Consider the following 15,110-nt stretch of genomic DNA (forward strand, 5'->3'; position numbering starts at 1 on the left):
CCGGGCTGAAGACGCAGGCCACCGTCATGCCCTTCTCCTTGCCTCGCAGCCAGTGCTCATCATGCTGGTCCAGCAGATACATGTCGCCGGCCTTGATCGTATGAATCTTGCCATCGGCAATGGTTTCCACTTCACCTTCACCTTCGTAGCAGAATACCGCTTCGATGTGATTCTTGTAGTGAATGTGGGTTTCCGTACCCGGATGAATACGCGTGATATTGAAGGAAAAACCGCAGTTGTCTTCGGCCAGCATCAGACGGGTGCTATCCCAGTTACCGTTCTCGGCCTCGACGAAACGCTCGGTTTTCATGCACTCCTGAAGATTGCGTACGATCATCGAATTCAACTCCTTATCATCGATTACAGCGGGTGACACTCCTCCAGCCGATCGTGCCTGCTTGATTCCAGACATGATGCTTGAGGGGATGGAATTAGTGCTTGGCAGGTAAGCCGTTAAAAGAGCGACCCTGACAGGTCGCTCGATGTTACCGCATGCCTGACGAGTCGCCGATCAAGCGAAAGCTTCGTGGGTGCTACGCTCAAGAATATCAAGACCTTCCAGCAGATCTTCATCGCTGATCACAAGCGGGCACAGGCATTTGACGACTTGGCCATCCTGGCCCGCAGTTTCGATAATCAACCCGTTCTCGAATGCCTTGGCCGTGATCTTGTCGGCGATGTCTCCACTACCGACGTCGATGCCGCGCATCAGCCCACGGCCACGCTCGCTGGCCGGATGCCCCTTCTCAGTCAGCCAAGCCGCGATCTTGGCGAAACGCTCTTCGACGATACGTCCTTTGCGCTGGACATCACGCTCGAGCTTGTCGTCGCTCCAGAAGTGCTTCAGCGCCGCGGCGGCGGTCACGAACGCCATGTTGAATCCACGGAACGTACCGTTGTACTGACCAGGCTTCCATTTATCGAGCTCAGGACGCATCAGCACGTGAGCAAACGGCAGACCATACGCCGACAGTGACTTGGAGTTGGTCACGATGTCCGGGACGATGCCGGCGTGCTCGAAGCTGAAGAATTTGCCGGTACGTCCGCAGCCTGCCTGGATATCATCGACGATCAGCAGGATGTCATGGGCGCGGCAGATGGTTTCGAGACGCTTGAGCCAGTCGAGGCCAGCCGGATTGATGCCGCCTTCACCCTGGACCGTCTCAACGATGACGCCGGCCGGCACGTCGAGGCCGCCGGACTTGTCACCCAGCAGTTTCTCGAAATAGTCGAGGGTGTCAGTGCCCTCTCCCATATAGCCGTCGAACGGCAAGAAGCTCGCGCCCTGGGTCGGAATGCCGCCCGTCGCTTCGCGGAACTTGCGGTTGCCGGTCGTCGCCAGCGCCCCCATGGTGACGCCATGGAAGCCGTTGGTGAACGTCACGATATTGTGGCGACCCTTGGCAACGCGTGCCAGACGGATGGCCGCCTCGACCGCGTTGGTTCCCGTGGGGCCCGGCAGATGTACCTTGTAGTCGAGACCGCGCGGTTTGAAGATGACGTCTTCAAGCGTTTGCAGGTAGTCGCGCTTGGCGGCGCTCCACATGTCCAGTCCGTGAACGATACCGTCCGACGTGATGTAGTCGACCAGTGCTTCCTGCAGTTTCGGGTGATTGTGGCCGTAATTGAGAGTGCCGGCACCGGCCAGAAAATCGATGTACTCGCGGCCGGTCTCGTCGGTCAGACGGGCACCCTTGGCCTTGGTGAACACCGTCGGGAAAGAACGAGAATAGGTACGAACTTCGGACTCGAGACGCTCTAGAATCTGGGTCTGCATACAACCTCCCTGGTTGTGAGTGACTGGATTTCTAAACTTTCCGCGATCCTGCAATCACGATCGCTGGATGACACATCGCGCCGGATATCAACTATTACTGGAGGCACATATCCGGCTTTTCAAATTCCGTTTTCTGGATCCGATTTCGACGATGGCACGTCAAATGCGCTGAGGGTCGAAGGGACCGATCCGAACGAGATTTTCGGGGTCATGTTCTCCGCCAAGCTGGTCAGTCGAGAAATATTCCCGGCTGATCAGCGGGGCCTGCCAACGGTCGGCAAGACGTTTGAAAAGTCCCCAGGAAGCCTGATTATCGGGAGTGATCGTCGTCTCCAGATGATTGACGGCTGCCAGCTCTTCGCGGGTCAGCACCGCTTCGACCAGCCGTCGAGCCAGGCCGGTTCCCCGGGCCTTCTCTCCGACCGCAACCTGCCAAAGGAAGTAGATGTCAGGCGCCGCGGCTTTGACGTACCCCGAGACGAAACCGACGATCTCTCCGTCTTCGGTGGTTGCCACGGCGCAGCTGTCACGGAATTGCGTCGCCAGCAGCAGATAGGCGTAGCCGGAGTTGACGTCGAGTGGCGGACACGCCTTGACCAGCTCATAGATACCCCAGCCGTCTTCTGTCGTCGGTTTGCGGATGAACAGTGGCATCTCTGGCTTGCCCACGACCGCGTCGGCAACGGTCGGACGCGCCAGGTCAGCGGAGGGGGTAAATGCCGGATTGGGATTGGTCATCATCGTCATCGCTATGGCGAATTTGGTCTCTAGGATAGCAGGCACTCGCTACCGCATCAAACAAACGGTTATTTGTCGATGGCATTTCAATAATCAAAGATTATATGAAAGATAGGCGAATCCGCATGCTTTTTCGAGTCTAGACGACTTGGCGAGTCTAACGGACAAAATTTGGCGGGCGCCGACATGACGTTCAGGCAGGGGGCGGAAAAGAGACAGCCGCCCTGCCGGCGGCTGTCGTCCGAATAGCGCGAGGATCAGTTGCGCGTCACGCTGCGCATGGTGACGAATTCCTCGGCCGCTGTGGGGTGAATACCCACGGTGGCGTCGAAGTCGCTCTTGGTCAGCCTGGCGCGGACCGCGATGGCCAGGCCCTGGATGATCTCGCCGGCTTCTTCTCCCACCATGTGGGCGCCAACGACGCGGTCAGTTTCGTCATCAACGACGAGCTTCATCAGGCAGCGCTCGTCACTACCGGACAGCGTATGCTTCATTGGCCGAAAATCGGCGCTGTAGATACGCACCGACGCATGGCGCTCCCGCGCCTCCTCTTCCGACAGACCTACGGTACCGATGTTCGGATGACAGAACACGGCCGTGGCAATGTCGTCGTAGTCCAGCGGCCCCGGAGTCTTGTCACCGTAGTGGTGCTGGACCAGATGCATGGCTTCGGCCAGCGCTACCGGCGTCAGTTCGGGGCCGCCCGTAACGTCGCCGAGGGCCAGAATCGATGGCACGGATGACTCGTAGCGCTCATTGACCTTGAGGGTGCCGTCCGTGTTGAGTTCGACCCCGAGCGGCTCCAGCCCCAGGCCCTCGAGATGGGGGCGGCGTCCAGTGGCCGACAGCACCGCATCGACCTCCAGCGTTTCGCCATTGGTCAGGGTGACCTCGAGGCCGCCGTCCACCTTGCGAATACGCTCGATGTTGGCTTCGAAGTGCAGATTGACGCCCTTCTTGGCCATCTCGTCGCGGGTGAAAGCACGCACCTCGTTATCGAACCCGCGCAGGAACAACTCCCCGCGGTACACCAGATGCGTGTCCGCGCCCAGGCCGTTGAAGATGCTCGCGAATTCGACCGCGATATAGCCGCCGCCCAACACGAGGAAACGCTTGGGGAAGTTTTCCAGGTCGAAGACCTGGTTGGAGTTGACCGTGTGCTCATTGCCCTCGAATTCCGGCGTCCAGGGCCAGCCGCCTACTGCCACGAGAATCTTGTCGGCTGTGATGCGCTCGCCGTTGACTTCGACGGCGTTGGCGTCGACAACCTTGGCCCGTCCGTTGATCAAGGTGACGCCAGCGTTATCGAGCAGGCGATTGTAGATGCCGTTGAGGCGCTTGATCTCGTCGATCTTGTTGTCACGCAGCGTCGCCCAGTCGAAGGTCGGCGCCTGGCCCAGAGTCCAGCCAAACCCAGCGCTGTCCTCGAAGGCGTCGTGGAAGTGCGCAGCGTAGGAGTAGAGTTTCTTGGGCACGCAGCCAACATTGACGCAGGTACCACCCAGATAACGGTCTTCGGCTACTGCAACCCGTGCGCCCGTCGCCGCTGCCGTACGCGCTGCGCGAACGCCGCCGGACCCGGCACCAATCACGAACAGATCGTAATCAAAACTCGCCACATCAATACTCCTTGTAAAATGATGCCGGAATGATAGCAGTCAGTGCGCGCCGCCGGAAAAGTCCAAGGCTATCGGTGTGATACAGAAAAGCTCGCAAGGCTCGCGATGCGATAAAGAAAACTCGCGTGAAAAGGTGTCGAGCCATCCGCCACCTTCCGGTGCGCCCGCGACGCAACCTACGCAATGACGGCGGAATGGCTTAAAATCCCGTGCTACCACGCGAGGTCAGCCCTCGCCAAATTTCGCTTAACGGGTGCCGCCATGAGCAATATCGATACTCTCCTCGAACAGAACCGGCAGTGGGCCGACGGCGTTGTCCAGCGCGATCCCGAGTTCTTCGCACGGCTGTCGCAGCAGCAGAATCCGGATTATCTGTGGATTGGCTGCTCGGACAGCCGCGTGCCCGCCAATCAGATCGTCGATCTGCCGCCGGGCGAGGTGTTCGTGCACCGCAATGTGGCCAACCTGATCTACCACAACGACATGAACGCGCTCTCGGTCGTCCAGTTCGCCGTGGACGTCCTCAAGGTCAAGCACATCATGGTCGTCGGTCACTACGGCTGCGGTGGCGTCAAGGCCACCATCACCGGCGGCGAACACGGTATCGTCGATTACTGGCTGCACAGCGTCAGCGAGCTTTATCAGTTGCACAAGCCGCAGCTCGAGTCGCTGCCGCTGGATGAGCAGGTCGATCGGCTCTGCGAGCACAACGTGCGGCTGCAGGTCGCCAACCTCTGCCGCACCAAGATCATCCAGCGCGCCTGGCAGCGAGAGCAGCCGTTGTCGGTTCACGGTTGGGTCTACGGACTCAAGGACGGCCGCGTCAACGATCTCGGCTGCACCGTCTCACGGCCGGACGAAACCGGCACCATCCGTATTCAACCGACACTTCCCGCCGCGAGCTGAGCGCCGTCCTCGCGCCAGGCAAGCGACGGCGACATTCGCCGTCCGCATGGCGCGCTGCAAAACTTCGATTGGTGTCTGCCGCGCCGGTGCGTATCGTGGGCGGGTAGCGGTTTCCGCCTGCGTGAAACGCGTACCGTCGCGCGCCCCCCTTGCTGCCTCTCTTGGGCAGTTCTCGGGCATTCGAATGGACGATGACAGGCCTGACGACGACAGGTTGGAACACAACGGGTCAGACAATAACAATGGTATCGCCGATGCGGTCTTTTCGCTGCCGATTCGCCCTGCTGCTGGGCACTCTGATACTGCTCGCACTGCGCCCGGCTGCGGCCAACGACGAGGTCACGCTTCGCGTTGCCTACAATACGCTGCCGATCTCGCTCGATATTCACGAACAGCTGTCGATCGGCGTGCTTCAGCTCGCCCACCTGACGTTCGATCCGCTGGTGCGCTGGAACCGCCACCTGACGTTCGAGCCGCGGCTGGCGACATCGTGGGAGCGCCCCGATGCGACGACCATGCGCTTCCATCTGCGTCACGGCGTGGTCTTCCACAGCGGAAATCCGTTCACGGCGCAGGATGTCGCCTGGACGGTCAAGCGTCTCAAGCGGAGCCCGGATTTCAAGGCGATCTTCGACCCGATCACGCGCGTCGACGTCATCGACGACTACACCGTCGATCTTCACACTCGCCATCCCTATCCGCTGCTGCTCAACCTGGCGACCTACATCTTTCCGATGGACAGTCGATTTTACAGTGGCGAGACCGAGGACGGCCGCGACAAGGCGGCCATCGTCAAGAACGGCAATTCCTTCGCCTCGCGCCATCTCTCCGGCACCGGGCCATTCACGGTCGAGCAGATTCATCCGGGCACCCGGATCGATCTTGAACGCTTCCCTGACTACTGGGACCACGATTCTCCCGGCAATGTCGATCATCTGACGCTGACGCCGATCGGCGAGAATGCGACGCGAGTGGCCGCGCTGCTGTCAGGTGACGTCGACTTCATCTCCCCGGTACCTGCCAACGCGCTGGAGCGTGTCCGCCGCGCCGAGGGGGTAAAACTGCTGACGATGCCTGGCACCCGGATCACGATGCTCCAGCTCAATCAGCAGCGCGTGCCGGCGTTTCGCGACCCCCGCGTGCGCCGCGCGATGGCCTATGCCGTCGACCAGGACGCGATCGCCACGCGCCTGCTCAAGGGATTCGTGACGCCCGCGGCGCAGATGTCGCCAGAGGGTTATGCCGGCCACAATCCGGATCTCGTGCCCCGCCATGACCTGGAAAAGGCGCGCCAGCTGATGGCCGATGCGGGCTACAGCCAGGGCTTCGAGGTAACGCTGATGGCGCCCAACAACCGTTATGTCAATGACGCGCAGATGGCGCAGGTGGCCCTGGCCGTTTCCGCGATGCTGGCCAAGATCAACATCAAGGTCGATTTTCAGACGCTGCCCAACAGCCAGTACTGGGAGCAGTTCGACGCTCGTGCGGCGGATATCATGATGATCGGCTGGTATTCCGATACCAACGACTCGGCGAACTTCTTCGAGTATCTGACCTTCTGCCCCGACTCGAGAACGGGCGTGGGGTTCTACAACGCCAGCGAATACTGCAACCCGGAGGTCGACTCCCTGGTGGAGCTGGCCAATGGCGAAACCGATCCCGAACGCCGTGCCGGCATGCTCAAGCGCGCCGAGGCCATGGTCTACGACGATGCGCCATTCATCCCGCTCTATTGGCAGAATCTGGCCTGGGCGGCGGCGGACCGAGTCGATATCGAGCCAGTTCTCAATGTGATGAATATGCCCTATCTGGGAGATGTGGTGGTCGAGCCCCGTGATTGACAGCATTCACTCGCGCCATCGTGTGCCTTCAGGGGTTGATGGCGTCCGAAAACCCAAGGGAGCGTTGACGCCCTCATGCTGACGTTCCTGCTCAAGCGCTTCATCCAGGCACTGATGGTCGTCGTGGCCATCAGCGTCGTCGGCTTTCTGCTGCAAGGTGCGCTCGGTGATCCGATACAGCAGCTGCTGGGGGCAAGCGCGAGCGATGCCGAGCGCGCGGCGCTGCGCGAGGCCATGGGCCTGAATGATCCGCTATGGCGCCAGTATCTGCATTTCGCGTGCAGTGCACTGCAGCTGGATTTCGGTGATTCGACATTCTTCCACCAGCCGACGCTTTCGATCCTCGCGCGCTATCTGCCGGCAACGGCGGAGCTGATCTTCGCCAGCGCGGTGCTGACGCTGCTGCTGTCATTCCCCATCGGCATCTACGCCGCCATTCGCCCGACGGCAGCGCTGTCGCGGTTCTTCATGGGCGTCTCCGTGCTGGGAATCTCGATACCGGTCTTTCTCACGGCGATCGGATTGATTCAATTCTTCTCCATTGGCGTGTCGGTCACGCTGTTTCCGGATGCCACGCCATGGGGACACTGGCTCAACGATCTACTCTCGACCCGCGGAGGCATGCCGGCCTACGGCCGCGGCAATCCCGAGCACGTCATAGGCGTCTGGTACACCAATTTCGCTTCCTGGAAAGGATTGAGCTATATCGCCTTGCCCGCCCTGTCGCTCGCCTCGGTCATGCTGCCGCTCTTCGTGCGCCTGATCCGCGCAGAGATGGTCGAGATTCTCGCCTCGGACTACGTGCGTTTTGCACGCGCCAAAGGATTGACGCCGGCACGGATCTATACCGTCCATGCCCTCAAGAATGCCCTGCTGCCGGTGATCACGTTAGGTGGCATGCAGTTCGGATCGCTGCTCGCCTACACCCTGCTGACGGAGACGGTGTTTCAATGGCCGGGGCTGGGCTTGATGTTTCTGGATGCCGTCGAGCGCGCCGACATGCCGCTGATCACCACCTGCCTCATGGTCGCCGGGTTCTTTTTCGTGGTGATCAATACCCTGATCGATCTGACCTACCGACTGCTGAATCCCCGGATCGCACTGCAGATGGAGCCCCGATGATGCTTTCAGCGAGGACCTGGCGTCAGCAGGTTCGCAACTCCCGGCTCTGGTATCGGCTGCGGCGCGATCGGGTGGCCCAGTGCGCCCTGCTGCTCGTGGTCGTGCTCGTTGGCGCCGCGCTGCTCGCGCCTTGGCTTGCACCCAGCAACCCCTATGATCTCGCACAGATCAATCTACTCGATTCCGAACTGCCGCCTTTCTGGGTTGCCGGGAGCGTCTCCGCTCACCCCCTGGGCACCGATGTCCAGGGGCGGGACCTACTGTCGATCATCGTCTACGGCGCGCGGGTCTCATTGGCGATCGGCTTCGGGGCGGTACTGCTGCAGGCTTTCGTCGGCATCTCGCTCGGCCTGCTCGCCGGTTATCGCGGCGGACGAGTCGACGCCCTGCTGATGCGTCTTGCCGACATCCAGCTCTCATTTTCGACTCTGATGATGGCGATCCTCGTCAGTGCGTTGGTCAAGGCCGCCTTCGGTGGCGCGTTCTACGGCAACTACGGCGTCATCGTGCTGATCTTCATCATCGGTCTGAGCGAATGGCCGCAGTACGCGCGCACGGTTCGAGCCAGCGTGCTCGGCGAGAAGCGCAAGGAGTACGTCGAGGCCGCGCGCGTTCTCGGCTTTTCGGGACCGCGAATCGTCTTGCGACATATCCTGCCCAACGCCCTGTCCTCGTCGCTGGTGATTTCGACGCTGCAGATCGGAAACGCCATCATGGCGGAAGCGGCGCTGTCGTTTCTCGGGCTTGGCATGCCGGAAACCGAGCCCTCGCTCGGCTCGCTGATCAAGGCCGGGTTCGATTATCTCCAGTCCGGCGCCTGGTGGATCACGCTCCTGCCGGGGCTTTACCTGGTGGGACTGATCGTGTCGATGAACCTGCTGGGGGACTGGCTGCGCGATACCCTGAACCCCCGTTTCTACGATGCCATCGCGTCGAACGCCGCGGGCTCGCGGCAGCGGAGAAGGAGATAGCGCGATGGCCTTGCTCGAAGTCGACAATCTGGACGTGCGCTTCCCGCTCCGCCACGGCGAGATCCAGGCGGTGCGAGATCTCAGCTTCACGCTCGAGCGCGGCGAACGCCTTGGCATCGTTGGTGAATCCGGCGCCGGCAAGTCGGTACTGGGGTTCAGCCTGGTCAATCTACTGGCGGCGCCGGGGCGTATCATCGGCGGCAGCATTCGCTTCGAGGGCCGCGAATTGATCGGCCTGCCGGAGCATCGCTGGCGTCACCTGCGCGGACGACGCATTGCGATGATCTTCCAGGACCCGCGTGCCACGCTGAATCCCGTGCTCACCATCGGCGCGCAGATGATCGAGACCGTTCGTGCACACCGACGTCTCGGTGGCCGCAGCGCCCGTGCCATGGTGCTGCGCACGCTCGAACAGGTACGCATCGATGATCCGGAAAGTCGTCTGGCGCAGTACCCTCACGAACTCTCCGGCGGCCTTTGTCAGCGAGTGGTCATCGCCATCGCCTTGCTGCTCGACCCGGATATCATCGTCGCCGACGAGCCGACGACGTCGCTCGACGTCACCATCCAGGCCGACATCGTCAACCTGCTGCTGACGCTCTGCCAACAGCGCAGTATCAGCTTGATCCTGATCTCTCACGATCTCGGCGTGGTCAATCAGCTGACCCATCGGCTGATGATCATGTACGCCGGGGCGATCGTCGAACAGGGGCCGACGCGCCAGCTGCTCAACGATCCGCAGCATCCTTACACCCAGGCGCTGATCAACGCGCTACCCGAGATGACGCCGCCGCGGCAGCCACTGCAACAGCTTCCGGGTGCCATGCCGTCGCTGTCGGCCGTCCCGACCGGCTGTGCCTTTCATCCCCGCTGTCCCTATCGTCTTGACGCCCTCGGACAACCACGGCAGGTGTGTATCGATACGCCGCCGGATTTCACCGACGTCGCCGACACGCAGGTCGCCTGCCACGTCGTCCGCGAATTGATCGCCACGACGCAGGATTCGATGCCGTTCGACGAGGAGACGACATGAGCCGAGAAGACGCGCTGGCAGGCTTCGGGCGCTCGGCCGATCAGGTGACGCCGCTGCTCGATGTGCGCCACCTGCATCACCGCTTCATGCTGCCGGATCGGCGCCGGCTGTGCCGACGCGGCCGTCGCCTGCAGGCGCTCGATGACGTGACGTTGACACTGCAGCGCGGCGACGCGCTCTGCGTCGTCGGCGAATCGGGCAGCGGCAAGTCCACGCTGGCCAGAGCGATCATGGGGCTGCTGGCGGTGCGTGAGGGCGAAATTCGCTATGACGGTGAGCGCATCGATCAGCTATCGGCGAGGCGGCGGCTCCCCTATCGGCGTCGCATGCAGATGATCTTTCAGGATCCGCACGCCTCACTCAACCCGCGTTTGACGCTACGCCAGACGCTGGAGGAGCCACTGCACGTACACTTCCCGACGTGGTCCCGGTCGGACGTGACAGCGCGAGCCCGGTCGCTGATGCAGGACGTCGGACTGAATCCGGATTGGGGCGAACGCTATGCGCACGAACTTTCCGGGGGGCAGCGCCAGCGTGTCGCCATCGCCCGAGCGCTCAGCGTCGACCCGGAATTCATCGTCGCCGACGAGCCCGTTTCGGCACTCGATCTCTCGGTCCAGGCGCAGGTGCTCAATCTCCTGCTGGCAACGCAGGTCGAACGCCGTCTCACCTATCTGTTCATCACGCACGATCTGGCCGTGGTCGAGCATTTTGCCACGCGGGTCGCCGTGATGTACCGGGGCACGCTCTGCGAAGTCGCAGACGCCGATACCCTCTTCGCGACGCCACGCCATCCCTATACTCAGGCGCTACTCGAATCCCGCCCCCGCTTCGATGACGCGCATGCGGCGCGCCACGGCCTGCGCGGCGAGCCCATGGCGGATAGCGCAGTACGCCACGGCTGCGTCTTTCGCGATCGCTGCCCGTACGCCATGACGCGCTGTGAGCGGGAAACCCCGGTCGCCCATACGCTGACCGATGGGCGACGGATCGCCTGTCATGCCGTCGAGGAGGCTCGCATCTGATGAAGGACAAGGCCCGTATCGAATACGCTACCCCTGGATGCCGGGCGAGCGCCCCCTACCGCCTGGCGCCGCCCCCGACGAGTGACGCCAACGTGTTCCACCACCTAGAGCAGCGATAGAGAGCGACATGGAACTACGTTGGCTCGAAGACTTCATCGTTCTGGCAGAGACCCGGCACTTCTCCCGTGCCGCCGATCTGCAGAACGTGACCCAACCGACCTTCTCCCGCCGCATCAAGCTGCTCGAGGAGTCGATGGGCGCGACCCTGATCGATCGGCAGACGTTGCCGCTCTCGCTGACCCCCGCCGGGGATGAATTTCTGCTGCTGTGCAAGCAGATCACCGAGCGGGTCAAGCTGACGCGAGAGCGCCTTCAGAATCTCGCGCATGATGCCGCCCAGCGCATCAAGCTCGCGGCGCCACAGAGCCTGGTGACCCATTTCGTGGCCGGCTGGCTGAGCCAGCACGGCCTGATGCAACAGGTCGAACCTTACCTGCGCGCCACCAGCTGGCTGATCGGCGACTACTTCCAGGCGCTGGAGCGCGGCGAAGTCGATCTGGCACTCTGCTACTGGCCGGAGGGGCGAACTGCGCTCGACCTGGACCTGAGCGGCCTGCGCTACCTCGAGATCGGCGAGGAGCGGCTGGTGCCGGTCAGTCTGCCCGAAGCCGATGGACGACCGCGTTTCAGTCTGCCTGGCGAGAAGCGGGCCCCGCTGCCGCATATTGCTTACCACCCCAGCGGCCTCATCGCGGCCGCCATGCAGGCGCACTGGAGCCGCTCCCGTCAGGAAGTGCATCTGACCACGCTCAATGAAAACGTCCAGACATCCAATATTCGCGAACTGGTCCAGCAGGGATACGGGCTAGGCTGGCTGCCCTGGCGGACGGTCAGCCCTCTGCTGGAGCGCGGCGACCTGACCCGCGCCGGTGACCGCCGCTGGGACGTGCCACTGTCGCTGCGGCTCTACTTCCGTCAGGACAGCCGCCACCCCGGTTTGCCGGCGGTGCTGGCGCAACTACAGGAGCAACTCGATGACAGCCACTGACGCACTCACTGGCACTGATGCGCTCGGCCAGCGCCAGCGCGCCCACCTGGAGCGCCTCCAGCAGCGCTATGCCGACATTCTCGCGACGCTCGGCTTCGATGCCGTGCTCATCTACAGCGGCCACGCGAGCCACCATTACGGTGACGATCAGGAGGCCTCCTTCGCCGCCTACGGTCACTTCATGCACTGGACCGGCGCTGCTAACCACCAGCATGACTGGCTACTGATCCAGCCCGGCCGGGCCCCATGCTGGTATTACCATGCGCCAGCGGACTTCTGGCATCTGCCGACACCGGCACCGAATGGCGTGCTGGCGGAGGCGATGGCCCTCGAACCGCTGCGCGACGTGACGACGCCTCGGCTCCCGCTACCGGACGGCAGTCGTCTGGCCGTCATCGGCAATGTCGGCGATGCCACCTTGCCCGCCGGCGCGGTCCGCAATCCGCCCGCGCTGATCACCGCGCTGGATGAGCTGCGCGTGCGCAAGGACGACTACGAGCGCGAATGTCTCCATCTGGCCAACCGGCACGCCCTGGCGGGGCACGAGGCCGCGCGGCTGGCATTTACGGAAGGTGCAAGCGAGCTCGATATTCAGCTCGCCTATCTGGCAGCGAGTCGACAGCGTGAGCTCCAGGTGCCCTACCAGAACATCGTCGGTATCGATCGCCACGCCGGTACGCTCCACTACCAGCACTATGATCCCGAACCACCGACGGCGCCGCGCTCTCTGCTGGTCGATGCCGGCCACCGTTATCGCGGCTACTGTGCGGATATCACGCGAACGTGGGCCTCGCGCGGCGCCGATCCACTGTTCTCCCGCCTCATACAGGGTGTGACCGACTACCAGCAGCGTCTGATCGCGGCGCTGAAACCCGGCATCGACTACGTGGCCATGCACGACGAGATGCACCGCGAACTGGCCGAGCTTCTGGTAGAGACGAAAATGGTCACGTCCAGCGCGGAGGCTGCCGTCGCCAATGGCCTGACACGGGCGTTCTGCCCGCACGGGCTGGGTCACGGGCTTGGCCTTCAGGTTCATGATGTCGGTGGCCGTCAACGCAACGCCAAGGGTGATGCGCTACCCGCGCCGATTCGGGACCCGGCGCTGCGTTTCACGCGGACGCTGGATGCCGGCATGGTGGTGACCATCGAGCCCGGTCTCTACATCATTCCGATGCTGCTGGCACCCTTCCGGGAAGGCGCGGCGAGGCACACCGTCGACTGGAACGCGGTCGACAGGCTCGAGAGTCATGGCGGGATCCGGATCGAGGACAACGTCATCATCACGGCGGCGGGCCACGATAATCTCACGCAGGGGGCGCCCCTGCCGGAACGCTAAAGAACGCCATGACGAGCCAGATATTCTCGGCCGATTTTCGGGCGCCACCCGGCCTGGCCAATGAGCATCTGCAGACACTGCTGCCACGCTTGTTGCCTCGGCGCCCATTGGCGCGGCAAACGGAGATCGTCGACTTGCCGGATGGCGATTTCGTCGAGTTGGCATGGGCCGAGCCAGCACCTGCCTCTCCGGCGGCGCCGCTATTCGTGCTGTTTCACGGTCTGGAGGGCTCGTTCGACTCGCCCTATGCCCGCGATCTGCTGCATACCGCAAGCAGCCTGGGCTGGCGAGCCGTGCTGATGCACTTCCGCGGATGCGGGCAGGCACCCAACCGGCTGCCGCGGGCGTATCACTCGGGCGATACCGCCGACGCCTACTGGGTGATCGGACAGTTAAGGCGCCGCTACCCGGAAGCGCTGATGGTTGCCGCCGGGGTCTCTCTCGGCGCCAACATGCTAGTCAAGCTGGTCGCCGAACAGGGAGGCGACGGCTTGCCGCTGGCTGGCGCCATCGCCATCAACGCACCACTGGATCTCGCGGCATGTGCCGATACCCTGAACCGCGGCGCGGCGCGACTCTATCAGCGCTACCTGCTGCATTCGCTGAAGCGCAAGATCGCCGAGCGGCAACGGCAGATGACGCTGCCGCTGAAAATCACGCCGCGGCAGGTCGCCGCGTTGAACAGTTTCTGGGCCTATGACAACGAGGTGACTGCCCCGCTGCATGGATTCCGCTCGGCGTCAGATTACTATCGCCGCGCGTCGGCGGGGCCACTGCTGGGCGAAATCGAACTGCCCACGCTGATCCTCCACGCCAAGGACGACCCTTTCATGCCTGCCGATCTTTTCGCGCGTCTTCCCGCCCCGTCGCCGGAAGTACGACTCGAGCTGTCTCGGCACGGCGGCCACGTCGGTTATATCGAGCGCCATCGGGGGCGATGGCGCTCCTGGCTCGCACGGCGCGTGGACGCCCAACTGCGTGAGTGGCAGCCGGCGTCGGCAAATCGATCGCACCAGCCGGTCTCGTGACCTCTGCCGTCAGGCGCCGATGGGACAGGTTACCCCGGTTCCCTTCAACCCACAGTAGCCGTTGGGATTCTTGGCGAGATACTGCTGGTGATACTCTTCCGCGTAATAGAACGCTTCCAGCGGCCGAATCTCGGTGGTGATCTGACCTTTGCCCCGCGCATCCAGCGCTTGCTGATAGGCATCCCGACTGCGCATGACCACCTCGGTCTGCGCCGCGTTCGTGGTATAGATCGCTGAGCGATACTGGGTGCCCTGATCGTTACCCTGGCGCATCCCCTGGGTCGGATCGTGCTCTTCCCAGAACGTCGTGAGCAGCCGCTCCAGCGAGATCGTCGCCGGGTCATATACCACCAGCACTACTTCGCTGTGACCGGTCATCCCGGAGCAGGTCTCTTCGTAGGTCGGGTTCGGGGTGATGCCGCCGGCATAGCCCACGGCCGTCACGGTTACGCCCTCCAGCTCCCAGAACAGGCGTTCCGCGCCCCAGAAACAGCCGAGACCCAGCACGATCTGCTCTGTGCCGGCCGGAAATGGTGGTTTCATCGACGCGCCGTTGATCAGGTGTTCACCGCTGATGTTGATCGGCGTCTCGCGACCCGGCAGTGCGGTGTCACGGTTCGGTAGCGCATCGGGACGTCTTCTGAACATGTCGATTCTCCTATG

At 62.6% G+C, this 15,110-nt stretch carries 14 protein-coding genes; 9 read left to right on the plus strand and 5 right to left on the minus strand.

Annotated features, from left to right (window positions below):
* The 4 genes from IE125_RS01735 to gorA all read right to left on the minus strand — a co-directional run.
* A partial coding sequence (locus IE125_RS01735; protein WP_189442856.1) for an ectoine synthase occupies nt 1-337 on the minus strand: 337 nt, incomplete at its 3' end.
* Between the two features lie 174 nt (nt 338-511).
* Nucleotides 512-1,777 (minus strand): diaminobutyrate--2-oxoglutarate transaminase, encoded by a 1,266-nt coding sequence (ectB, locus tag IE125_RS01740; RefSeq protein ID WP_189442857.1) that lies wholly within the window; start codon nt 1,775-1,777, stop codon nt 512-514.
* Nucleotides 1,778-1,936: 159 nt separating this feature from the next.
* On the minus strand, nt 1,937-2,515 hold the full coding sequence (gene ectA / locus IE125_RS01745; protein WP_189442858.1) for a diaminobutyrate acetyltransferase: 579 nt from the start codon (nt 2,513-2,515) through the stop codon (nt 1,937-1,939).
* A gap of 257 nt (nt 2,516-2,772) precedes the next feature.
* Entirely contained in the window at nt 2,773-4,134 is a 1,362-nt protein-coding gene (gene gorA / locus IE125_RS01750; RefSeq protein WP_189442859.1) for a glutathione-disulfide reductase, read from the minus strand.
* Between the two features lie 261 nt (nt 4,135-4,395).
* Between gorA and can the strand changes: the two genes are divergently transcribed.
* The 9 genes from can to IE125_RS01795 all read left to right on the plus strand — a co-directional run bounded on the left by can (nt 4,396) and on the right by IE125_RS01795 (nt 14,447).
* Complete coding sequence (gene can, locus IE125_RS01755) at nt 4,396-5,040, plus strand: carbonate dehydratase (RefSeq protein ID WP_189442860.1); 645 nt, start codon at nt 4,396-4,398, stop codon at nt 5,038-5,040.
* 254 nt (nt 5,041-5,294) lie between these two features.
* Nucleotides 5,295-6,881, plus strand: a complete 1,587-nt coding sequence (locus tag IE125_RS01760; protein WP_189442861.1) for an ABC transporter substrate-binding protein — start codon at nt 5,295-5,297, stop codon at nt 6,879-6,881.
* Between the two features lie 75 nt (nt 6,882-6,956).
* Entirely contained in the window at nt 6,957-8,003 is a 1,047-nt protein-coding gene (locus tag IE125_RS01765) for an ABC transporter permease (protein WP_189442862.1), read from the plus strand.
* Nucleotides 8,000-8,974: an ABC transporter permease gene (locus tag IE125_RS01770; RefSeq protein WP_229808869.1), complete on the plus strand. Its 975-nt coding sequence runs from the start codon at nt 8,000-8,002 to the stop codon at nt 8,972-8,974. The genes IE125_RS01765 and IE125_RS01770 overlap by 4 nt, the downstream gene beginning before the upstream one ends.
* Nucleotides 8,975-8,978: 4 nt before the next feature.
* Nucleotides 8,979-10,007, plus strand: coding sequence for an ABC transporter ATP-binding protein (locus IE125_RS01775; protein WP_189442863.1), 1,029 nt, complete (start codon nt 8,979-8,981; stop codon nt 10,005-10,007).
* Nucleotides 10,004-11,032 carry an oligopeptide/dipeptide ABC transporter ATP-binding protein gene (locus tag IE125_RS01780; RefSeq protein WP_189442864.1) on the plus strand — a complete coding sequence of 343 codons (1,029 nt, stop codon included), beginning with the start codon at nt 10,004-10,006 and terminating at the stop codon, nt 11,030-11,032. Before IE125_RS01775 ends, IE125_RS01780 begins: the two co-directional genes overlap by 4 nt.
* Before the next feature lie 127 nt (nt 11,033-11,159).
* A complete protein-coding gene (locus IE125_RS01785) occupies nt 11,160-12,080 on the plus strand; it encodes a LysR family transcriptional regulator (protein WP_189442865.1) in 921 nt (306 codons plus the stop codon).
* The gene (pepQ, locus tag IE125_RS01790) at nt 12,067-13,419 is read left to right on the plus strand and encodes a Xaa-Pro dipeptidase (RefSeq protein WP_189442866.1); all 1,353 of its coding nucleotides are present in this window, start codon (nt 12,067-12,069) and stop codon (nt 13,417-13,419) included. Before IE125_RS01785 ends, pepQ begins: the two co-directional genes overlap by 14 nt.
* 8 nt (nt 13,420-13,427) lie before the next feature.
* The gene (locus IE125_RS01795; RefSeq protein ID WP_189442867.1) at nt 13,428-14,447 is read left to right on the plus strand and encodes a hydrolase; all 1,020 of its coding nucleotides are present in this window, start codon (nt 13,428-13,430) and stop codon (nt 14,445-14,447) included.
* Nucleotides 14,448-14,456: 9 nt separating this feature from the next.
* Here IE125_RS01795 and msrA read toward each other — a convergent pair whose 3' ends face one another.
* Nucleotides 14,457-15,095, minus strand: coding sequence for a peptide-methionine (S)-S-oxide reductase MsrA (gene msrA, locus IE125_RS01800; RefSeq protein WP_189442868.1), 639 nt, complete (start codon nt 15,093-15,095; stop codon nt 14,457-14,459).
* Nucleotides 15,096-15,110: the final 15 nt, after the last annotated feature.

Source organism: Salinicola rhizosphaerae (genome assembly GCF_014652715.1).
Taxonomy (GTDB): domain Bacteria; phylum Pseudomonadota; class Gammaproteobacteria; order Pseudomonadales; family Halomonadaceae; genus Salinicola; species Salinicola rhizosphaerae.

Bases quoted from the DNA above. Each gene is read 5' to 3' on its own strand.
- ectB (WP_189442857.1), bottom strand. From the start codon at position 1,777: ATGCAGACCCAGATTCTAGAGCGTCTCGAGTCCGAAGTTCGTACCTAT.
- ectA (WP_189442858.1), bottom strand. From the start codon at position 2,515: ATGACCAATCCCAATCCGGCATTTACCCCCTCCGCTGACCTGGCGCGT.
- can (WP_189442860.1), top strand. From the start codon at position 4,396: ATGAGCAATATCGATACTCTCCTCGAACAGAACCGGCAGTGGGCCGAC.
- IE125_RS01760 (WP_189442861.1), top strand. From the start codon at position 5,295: ATGCGGTCTTTTCGCTGCCGATTCGCCCTGCTGCTGGGCACTCTGATA.
- IE125_RS01765 (WP_189442862.1), top strand. From the start codon at position 6,957: ATGCTGACGTTCCTGCTCAAGCGCTTCATCCAGGCACTGATGGTCGTC.
- IE125_RS01770 (WP_229808869.1), top strand. From the start codon at position 8,000: ATGATGCTTTCAGCGAGGACCTGGCGTCAGCAGGTTCGCAACTCCCGG.
- IE125_RS01775 (WP_189442863.1), top strand. From the start codon at position 8,979: ATGGCCTTGCTCGAAGTCGACAATCTGGACGTGCGCTTCCCGCTCCGC.
- IE125_RS01780 (WP_189442864.1), top strand. From the start codon at position 10,004: ATGAGCCGAGAAGACGCGCTGGCAGGCTTCGGGCGCTCGGCCGATCAG.
- IE125_RS01785 (WP_189442865.1), top strand. From the start codon at position 11,160: ATGGAACTACGTTGGCTCGAAGACTTCATCGTTCTGGCAGAGACCCGG.
- pepQ (WP_189442866.1), top strand. From the start codon at position 12,067: ATGACAGCCACTGACGCACTCACTGGCACTGATGCGCTCGGCCAGCGC.
- IE125_RS01795 (WP_189442867.1), top strand. From the start codon at position 13,428: ATGACGAGCCAGATATTCTCGGCCGATTTTCGGGCGCCACCCGGCCTG.
- msrA (WP_189442868.1), bottom strand. From the start codon at position 15,095: ATGTTCAGAAGACGTCCCGATGCGCTACCGAACCGTGACACCGCACTG.